The organism is Pseudorhodoplanes sp. (assembly GCF_050250235.1).
Lineage (GTDB): Bacteria > Pseudomonadota > Alphaproteobacteria > Rhizobiales > Xanthobacteraceae > Pseudorhodoplanes.
The window spans coordinates 1-9043 of sequence record NZ_JBFWPA010000189.1 but is presented as its reverse complement, the minus strand read 5'-3'; the positions used below and the strand labels follow the sequence as shown (position 1 = coordinate 9043).

Genomic DNA, 9043 nt, shown 5'->3' with positions numbered 1-9043 from the left:
GCTTGAGAAGCTCATTCTCAGGGAAGCTGCGTCGGGAAACTACTGAGCCCCGCCCGCCGTCGCCGCTGCATCGACCACACCATAATTAAGTTTGGCGTGTCTGAGCGGTTGGCGTGCCGGGTTCTGGGGCAGCATCGTTCGACGCAACGCAAGATGCCAATGGGACGCAGCGACGAGGTGGCGCTGACTGCGGACATCGTCGCGCTTGCCACCCAATACGGACGCTACGGCTATCGCCGGATCGCAGCGATGCTGCACGCGTCAGGCTGGGCGGTGAACATCAAACGCGTTGAGCGGATCTGGCGGCGTGAGGGGCTCAAGGTGCCGGCCAGACAACCGAAAAAGGGGCGTCTCTGGCTGAATGATGGGTCGTGCATCCGGCTTCGGCCAGAACATCCCAACCATGTCTGGTCCTACGACTTTGTCGAGGATCACACCCATAACGGCAGGAAGTTCCGCATGTTGAACGTGATCGACGAGTTCACCAGGGAATGCATCGCGATCAGGATCGACCGGAAACTCAAGTCCACCGACGTCATCGATGTCCTGTCCGATCTCTTCATCCTGCGCGGCGTGCCTGGGCATATTCGTTCGGACAACGGTCCCGAGTTCGTCGCCAAGGCGGTGCGGGATTGGATCACAGCGGTCGGCGCAAAAACGGCCTTCATCGAGCCGGGCTCGCCATGGGAAAACGGCTACTGCGAGAGCTTTAACTCCAAGCTTCGCGACGAGCTCCTGAACGGTGAGATGTTCTACAGCCTCGCCGAGGCTCGGATCGTCGTCGAGGGCTGGCGCCAGCACTATAATACCCGGCGCCCGCACTCCTCGTTGGGCTACCGGCCACCAGCACCGCTCGCTGTGGTGTGGCCGGCGGCGCAAACCCAACCCACCTCGCCGGACACCTCAACCGTGGCCGGCAAGCCCAAAATGCATTAGACTTGAACCGGACCACCCAATGGGGGCAGGCCACAGAAACTTCAATTGTGCAAAAACTACCATAGACCACCCCTAAAGGTATGCGCTTTTTTAGCAGCCTACGCGGCTCCAGATCGCGCTAACGGGGAGGATTAAAATGGCACGGGTCTCCTTATCCATCAGCATCGCGCTCTTGCTCGGAGTTTGCAGCAGTCAGGCCGCAGAGAAGGTCGTCAAGATCGGGGTAATCAACGATCAATCCTCGGTCTATGCCGATATGGGTGGCCCGGGGTCGGTTGTAGCTGCTCGCTTGGCCGTGGAAGACTCTGGCTTGCTCGCAAAGGGTTGGAAAATCGATGTTGTGGTCGCCGACCACGGCAATAAAGCGGACCTTGCATCGTCAATCTCGCGGACGTGGTTCGATACTCAGGGCGTGGATGTTGTCACCGACGTCACGAACTCGGCTGCTGCTCTCGCGGTCAGCCAAATCGTTCGAGACAAAAATAAGGTAATGCTAGCGTCAGGGCCGGCAGTCTCGGACCTGACCGGCGCCGCCTGCACCCCCAATACGATCCACTGGACACACGATACCTGGGCTTTCGCCAATGGAATTGGCAAATCCGTCGTGGAGACGGGCGGGAAGACGTGGTTCTTTTTGACGGCTGATTACGCATTTGGCCACGCGCTGGAGCGGGATGCGGAGAAGATGGTGCTAGCCAGTGGCGGCACGGTCGTGGGCCGGGTCCGAGCACCAAACAATACCGCAGATTTCTCGTCGTATCTCCTGCAGGCTCAGTCCTCGGGTGCGCAGGTGATCGCGCTCGCCAATTCGGGGGGCGATACCGTAAGCAGCATCAAACAGGCGGCAGAATTTGGTATCGCTGGGACGAAACAGCGGCTGGCGGGCCTGCTCATTTACATCACCGATATCCACGCCATTGGCCTAGAACTATCACAAGGTCTGGCGCTCGTTTCTCCATTCTACTGGGACACAGATGATGGAACCCGCGCATTCTCGGCGCGCTTTGCTTCGCAACGAGGCGGCGCAAAGCCCTCGATGGTCCAGGCGGGCGTCTACTCCTCGATCATTCATTACCTTAAAGCTGTGGAAGCAATCGGTGACGCGCGTGATGGAGCTAAAGTCGTCGCAAAGATGAAGGAAATACCGACTGACGACCCGCTTTTTGGCAAAGGCTATATCCGCGTCGACGGGCGCAAGATGCATCCTATGCATTTGTATACCGTCAAGCAGCCGTCTGAATCGAAGTACCCTTGGGATTACTACACCCATAGGGCGACGATCCCCGCCGAGACGGCCTTCCGCTCACTCAACGAAGGCGGCTGCCCGTTGGTATCAAAGCAGTGACGAAATTTTATCCTGAGGGGACCTTGTAGCATGGCACAAATCGGTTTCATCGGCCTCGGCCGAATGGGCATTCCGATGGCGGGGCATCTCGTGCGGGCAGGGCATGAGGTACGAGCTTACGATCGCGATCCAAACGCACTGGCAGCAGCCCGCGAAACCGGCGCCACGGCTTGCGACAACCTGCGCGACGCAGTCTCGTTCTCGGAATTTATCTTCACCATGGTCCCGACCGGGAAGCATGTCCTCGAGATCTATACTGGACCAGATGGCGTGCTGTCGCTCATGCCGGCCCATAGCCTGGCGATCGACTGCTCGACGATTGCAGTGGGGGAAGCTCAAAAGCTTCACGCGGCAGGGAAGGAACGTCAAATCGCAGTCCTCGATGCCCCTGTGTCGGGTGGCGTCATGGGTGCGCAAGCTGGCACCCTTACCTTCATGGTAGGAGGCGAGGAAAAGCATGTTGATCGTGCCCGGCCGATCCTCGGCGCGATGGGGCGCAACATCGTTCGAGCCGGCCACGCCGGAAGCGGGCAGGCCGCGAAGATTTGCAATAATCTGCTCGCTGGCATCTCTATGATCGCGGTTTCGGAGGCCTTCACGCTAGGCAAGCGTCTCGGTCTTGACCCGTTGATCTTGCGCGAGATTTCGTCGACCTCGACGGGGAGTTGTCACGCGCTGACGCATTACCCGCCTGTGCCGAACATCTTGCCGAATGTCCCCTCGAGCCGAAACTACCAGAACGGCTTTGCTGCGGATCTCATGCTCAAGGATCTGCGTTTGGCCGAAGGGGCGGCGATCGAGACCGGCTCAAGCTTGCCGCTCGGCACACTGGCCGCCGGGATTTACAGCATGTTCTGCCAGTCCGGGCAGGGAACTCTCGATTACTCCGGGATCATCCGGATGATCGAAGGCGCTCTTTCTCAGTCTCCGGCCGCCTGAATCCGACGTTGGTTCTCCGGCGCAAACCCGATGAGCCATGCAGTTTGCGGATCAGTCAACGAGAAAGGCTCGGCACATGACAACAAAGCACGGACAACGAAGCGATGATCCAGCGCGCCAAGGTAACTTAGGCGGTAACCTGCCGACCAAAGGCATGCTGATCAACGGCCGATGGCAGCCCGCCGCCTCTGGCCGCACAATCGTTGTTGAAAATCCCGGACGACGCGAGGCTCTCGCGCTTGTTCCGCGTGGTGAAAAGGAAGATGTGGATCGCGCCGTTGAGGCTGCCAGTTCAGCCTTCTCAAAGTGGTCGCGCATGCCAGCGCGTGATCGCGGCAAGCTCCTGCTCGCTATCGGTGCGGAGCTCGAAGCCGGCCAGGAAGACCTGGCTCGGCTGATCGCCAGCGAGACTGGAAACGCATTGCGTACACAGGCTCGCGGCGAGGCCAAGATGGTCGCCGACGCATTCCGCTATTTCGGCGGACTAGCGTCCGAATTGAAGGGGGTCACAATTCCCCTCGGCGAGACGCAACTCAGCTATTCTCGACGCGAACCGCTTGGCGTCGTCGGCGCCATCGTTCCGTGGAACGCTCCAGCGCAGCTGGCCGCTCTCAAAATCGCTCCTGCAATCTGCGCAGGCAACACCATCGTTCTAAAGGCGGCCGAGGATGCTCCCTTAGCTGTCTTGATGATTGGCGAAGTCTGCCAAAAGCACTTGCCGCCGGGCGTGGTGAACGTGATCACCGGTTACGGCAAGGAGTGCGGTGAACCTCTGGCAGCGCATCCCGCCGTTCGCAAGATCAGCTTCACAGGCTCAACGAACGTAGGCAAGGCCATTATGAGGGCCGCGGCCGACCGGATCGCGCCGGTGTCTCTGGAGTTGGGCGGCAAGAGCCCATCAATCGTCTATCCCGATGCCGACGAAGACTGGGTTGTCGATGGGATCGTGGCTTCCATGCGCTTCACTCGCCAGAGCCAGTCCTGCACTGCAGGTTCGCGCCTGTTCCTGCACGAAAAGATTTTTGACGGCTTCCTGGAGAGGCTGGCGGCAAGGGCAACGGCGCTCAAAATCGGTGATCCGCTCGACGAGGCCACGGACATTGGGTCGATCATCAATGAGAAGCAATTCACTAGGATCTGTGACTACATCTCAGAAGGCTTGAATCGCAGTGAGGCGCGCCTAGTGACCGGTGGCCTGCCTCCCAAGGAAGGGCCTCTGACGAAGGGTTACTTCACTGTCCCAACGATTTTTGCCGACAGCTCTAACGAGTGGCGCCTTGCGCGAGAGGAGATCTTCGGGCCGGTCCTGGTGGCTATTCCGTGGCGCAATGAGGAAGATGCGATCCGGATGGCTAATCAAAGCCACTACGGTCTGGCAGCCTATGTTTGGTCTCGGGATATCGGGCAGGCCCTGCGCACCGCTCACGCCGTTGAAGCAGGCTGGGTCCAGGTCAACCAAGGTGGCGGTCAAGCTCTCGGCCAGTCTTATGGCGGCGTGAAGGAGAGCGGCATCGGCCGCGAGATGTCCCTCGAAGGCATGCTCGACAGCTTCACAGAGACAAAGAGCGTCAACGTCAACCTCGACCTGCCGCCTCCTAAAAGCTTTCGTTAATCGGAAACCGTGACCCATGAATCTCTCTGCACTGCTCAAGGCCCGTCAGGAGGCCGGCAAGCCAGTTACCATTGGCCTCATCGGCGCAGGCAAGTACGGCACGATGTTCCTTGCCCAGGCTCGTACCACTCTTGGAATGCACGTCGTCGCGGTCGCCGACCTGAATGTGGCGCGCGCGGCGTCGCAGCTTCGCTCCAGCAACTGGCCGGCGGAGCAATACGCAGCTAGCTCATTCGAGGATGCGCTGCTTTCGGGCAAGACCTACCTCACCGACAGCGCCGATGATCTTATCAAGGCCGACGGGATCGAGGTCGTGATCGAGGCGACCGGTGATCCTCGAAACGGCATCCGTATCGCGCTTGATGCCATCGCTGCTGGCAAGCACATCGTGATGGTCAACGTCGAGGCCGACGTTGTCGCAGGACCGTTGCTTGCCAAGAAAGCGAGGCAGGCCGGCGTGGTCTACTCGCTTGCGTATGGCGATCAGCCAGCGATCGTTTGTGAACATGTCGATTGGGCCCGCGCCTGCGGCTTCCGCGTCATCGCCGCCGGCAAAGGGACGCGCTACCTACCTCGCTTCCATCAGTCGACGCCTGACACAGTTTTCGAGAACCTCCCGGGCCTCATCGAGATCAAGGACCGTTCGGCCATCAACCCGAAGATGTTCAACAGCTTTGTCGATGGTACCAAGTCTGCGATCGAGATGGCGGCCATCGCGAACGCTGCCGACCTGCAGTCCCAGACAGACGGTCTTGTCTTCCCGCCGGCGAGCCGCTTCGAGCTTTCAGACGTACTGCGCCCCAAGTCCGAGGGCGGTTCGCTTGAGAAAGCTGGCGTAACCGAATGCGTGTCTTCGCTCGCCCGGGACGGCACGACTGTTCCCTATAATCTCGCCCACGGGACCTTTGTAGTGGTCGAGGCTGCAGAGGACAGTTCCTACACGCGAGACTGCTTCCGAGAATACCATATGCTGCCGGATAAGAGTGGCCGCTACGCCGCCCTGTATCGCCCGATTCATTTCAGCGGATTGGAGCTTGGTATCTCCGCAGCATGGGCGGCGCTCCTCAAGCAACCGACAGGCGCGCCAACGGTCTTTAATGCCGACGTTGTGGCCACAGCCAAGCGCGGTCTCAAGAAGGGCGAGGTTCTCGACGGCGAAGGGGGATTCTGCGTCTGGGGTCGTCAAACACCTGCCAGTGTTTCTCTACGCGAGGGCTATCTACCCCTCGGCTTGGCTCATAACGTCACGCTGATCCGTGACGTCCCGGAAGGTCAGGGCGTGCGCTGGAGCGACGTCGATATCGCAGCTGACGATCCGATCGTCAGGATTCGCCGCGAAATGGAACAGGCGTTTGCTTGAGAGACTGGCACGCCAGCCGGCGCATAGAGGGCTCTTGAAATTGATCCGTTCGTTGGCGAATTCATGCGCGCCTCTAACGCAACAAAGGGACGTAGCCATTGATATCTGCCCGCTGTCTCCTTTCGATCTGGGCTGTCGTGTCGTTAGCCCAAGAAGCGTGCGCCCGGGCTTGGACACAATTCGGAGCTTGGTAACCCGCTGTCACGGGAGGACGACAGCGACATTCTCGGATTTTATCGGAGATGGACGGTCGGAACGTCATGGACTGGAACGATCTGAAATACTTCTTGGCGGTAGCCCGCTCTCATAGCCTGACCGAGGCCTCTCGTGCCTTGCGTGTTAGCAATTCGACAATCGCGCGCCGTATCGCAGCACTCGAACAGTCCGTCGCGGCCGTGTTGTTCACAAAGCGAAACGATGGCTACACGCTCACGGCGCCCGGCCAAGCTTTCTTCGAGCGGGCAGAGCAGGCTGAATCGAAGCTCCTCTGGTTGGAGCGAAACGGCGCGGTGCCCATCCACGAGTATGCCGGCTCCGTACGCCTCGCATTACCGGAACTTCTTGGCCAGCACTTCATCGTCCCTTCATTACCTGCATTTTTCCGTCTCCATCCGGCGGTTCAATTGGAATTGCTTGCGGATGTTCGCCCTTTGAATCTCACTAAACGGCAAGCTGACCTCCTCGTGCGGCTCGTTTGTCCGTCGCATGGAGACTACTTGATGAGGCGGGTAGGAAGTCTAGCAATGGCTGTCTACGGATCTCCCGACTATATCGCAACCTACGGATTGCCGGAAACCTACTCAGACCTGCCAGGGCACCGTCTGATTGGTTGGGACAACAGTCTTGGATATCTTCCATTCTCCCGTTGGCTCTTTGATGCGATCCCGAATGCGAATATCACCTTTCGCGCACACACGATGAGCACCCAATTGGCTGCGGTTCAAGCGGGCATCGGCGTGGCTGTGTTGCCAGCCGTAGTGGCAAAGAAATTCGGGCTCAAGCGCGTACTGACATCAGACGCTCCGTTCTATTCCGAGATTTGGCTTCTGCAGTCCGCCGACACGAAGCATGTCGCACGCGTGCGGGCCTTGTCGGAGCATATCGCTGGATACTTTGAGACTTCGACCGAGATGCTGACAAGAGCTGATTGACTGGATTAGCGATGGGGCGCCACTGGGGGAAAGCGACGCGGAAACCGCAGTGAATTCCCGATCGCGCGTAAGGCTTCGTGGCTTTGACAAACTTTTCGTGCGCTTTCGAGAAGCGCAGCCCATCAAAGGAAGAGGCCGGGCGATGACGCTGGACGAAGACATCATCTGTGAGATTCGCGGCTCTGCTGGTGTCGTGGTGCTTAATCGGCCGAAGGCGTTGAATGCGCTGAGTCTTGGCACGATACGCGTATTGGCACGCGCTCTCGATGCCTGGGAATATGATCCGCAAGTTGCCCGCGTTGTCGTCATGAGCACAAGCGAGAAGGCGTTCTCTGCTGGCGGTGACATCCGTTGGCTGTATGATTGCGGTAAGGCAGGACGCTACAATGAGATGCTCGCCTTCTGGGGCGAAGAGTACATCCTGAACCATCGAATCAAGACTTATCCTAAGCCATATGTATCTCTGATCGACGGTCTCGTTATGGGAGGCGGCGTCGGCATTTCCCTGCACGGAAGCCATAGAATCGCGGGCGATCGCTATCTGTTCGCTATGCCTCAAGTTGGTATCGGTCTGTTTCCGGACGTGGGCGCTACTTATGCGCTACCGCGGCTTGCCGACAATTTCGGCCGCTTCCTTGCGCTGACAGGCGAGAGAATAGGCGCTGCGGACGCGCTCTCTGTGGGACTTGCGACCCATAGCGTCCTTAGCGAGCGGATAGCGGAGCTGGCCGACGCACTCACTGGTCGACATACATTAGACGAGATTTGGGCAGAATTCAGCTTCGAGCGTGAGCCGGGGCCTTTGCAAGCGGAACGTGAGGTGATCGCTGATGCCTTTGGCGGGGGTACACTTCTCGAAGTGTTTGAGCGCTTACAATCAATGGCGGTAGGCGGGAGCGTCTTTGCCCGCAAGATTTTGCACGTCATTAGCACCAAATCACCGACCAGCGTCGCTATCGCCTTCGAGCAAATGCGCCGTGGCGCCAACCTCGGCTTCGCCGAAGCGATGCGCACGGAGTACCGCATCGCTTCGCGCATCGTACTCGGACATGATCTTTACGAGGGAATCCGCGCAGTCTTGATCGACAAGGACCACGCGCCGCGCTGGCAGCCAAGCAAAGTAGAAAACGTCAAACAGGTTGAAATCATTCAGCGGTATTTCGCGCCACTTGGCGCGGAGGAACACGATATTCTCAGAGAGGAATACCTCCTCAACAGAGGAGGATTCCACGCATAATATCTAATCGGCAAGTGGCGAGCGTAGGAGCCTGATCGAAAATAATCAAGATATCAGATAATTTAGCGCAACGGTTTGGCTTTTATATCATTGGCAATAAGTGGATATTGGGTTTAATATTAGTTTATCGTCGCCGTTTAGGATTTGGTCCGACATTGCTAATGGCATATATAACGCAAATTATAAATAATTTACGAGTTGCTAGTATTTTATCTTAACGAAATATTGTTCGATTTGAATATTAATCAAGTTTTCTGTATAATTATTTTATATTTGTTATGTCGAGATCATAATTGATCGTAATTGATCTTAGCCATTGGGGTCGGATCCCTTTGGATCCCACATTCTCCAAGTAAGTCGCTGATTTCGCTGTCGTAATCGTGATATTTCGCATATAAATCATGGCGTTGACGGCTGCGAGGGGCGCGTTTCATGGATCACCTGGAGGGTGCGGGCTTGGCGC

At 57.9% G+C, this 9043-nt stretch carries 6 protein-coding genes and 1 pseudogene; all 7 read left to right on the top strand.

Annotated elements, in window-relative coordinates; all coding sequences use genetic code 11:
- Positions 1 to 936 (top strand): annotated as a pseudogene (locus tag AB7F49_RS35680) (IS3 family transposase); the annotation flags it as partial.
- A gap of 136 nt (positions 937 to 1072) precedes the next feature.
- Positions 1073 to 2281: an ABC transporter substrate-binding protein gene (locus AB7F49_RS35675; RefSeq protein WP_428531490.1), complete on the top strand. Its 1209-nt coding sequence runs from the start codon at positions 1073 to 1075 to the stop codon at positions 2279 to 2281.
- A 30-nt stretch (positions 2282 to 2311) separates the two neighbouring features.
- Entirely contained in the window at positions 2312 to 3220 is a 909-nt protein-coding gene (mmsB, locus tag AB7F49_RS35670; protein WP_428531487.1) for a 3-hydroxyisobutyrate dehydrogenase, read from the top strand.
- A 76-nt stretch (positions 3221 to 3296) separates the two neighbouring features.
- A complete protein-coding gene (locus tag AB7F49_RS35665) occupies positions 3297 to 4832 on the top strand; it encodes an aldehyde dehydrogenase family protein (protein WP_428531484.1) in 1536 nt (511 codons plus the stop codon).
- Positions 4833 to 4848: 16 nt separating this feature from the next.
- Positions 4849 to 6192 (top strand): NAD(P)H-dependent oxidoreductase, encoded by a 1344-nt coding sequence (locus tag AB7F49_RS35660; RefSeq protein ID WP_428531481.1) that lies wholly within the window; start codon positions 4849 to 4851, stop codon positions 6190 to 6192.
- Positions 6193 to 6452: 260 nt separating this feature from the next.
- Entirely contained in the window at positions 6453 to 7343 is an 891-nt protein-coding gene (locus AB7F49_RS35655) for a LysR family transcriptional regulator (RefSeq protein WP_428531478.1), read from the top strand.
- A 142-nt stretch (positions 7344 to 7485) separates the two neighbouring features.
- Positions 7486 to 8580 carry an enoyl-CoA hydratase/isomerase family protein gene (locus tag AB7F49_RS35650; RefSeq protein ID WP_428531475.1) on the top strand — a complete coding sequence of 365 codons (1095 nt, stop codon included), beginning with the start codon at positions 7486 to 7488 and terminating at the stop codon, positions 8578 to 8580.
- Positions 8581 to 9043 lie beyond the last annotated feature (463 nt).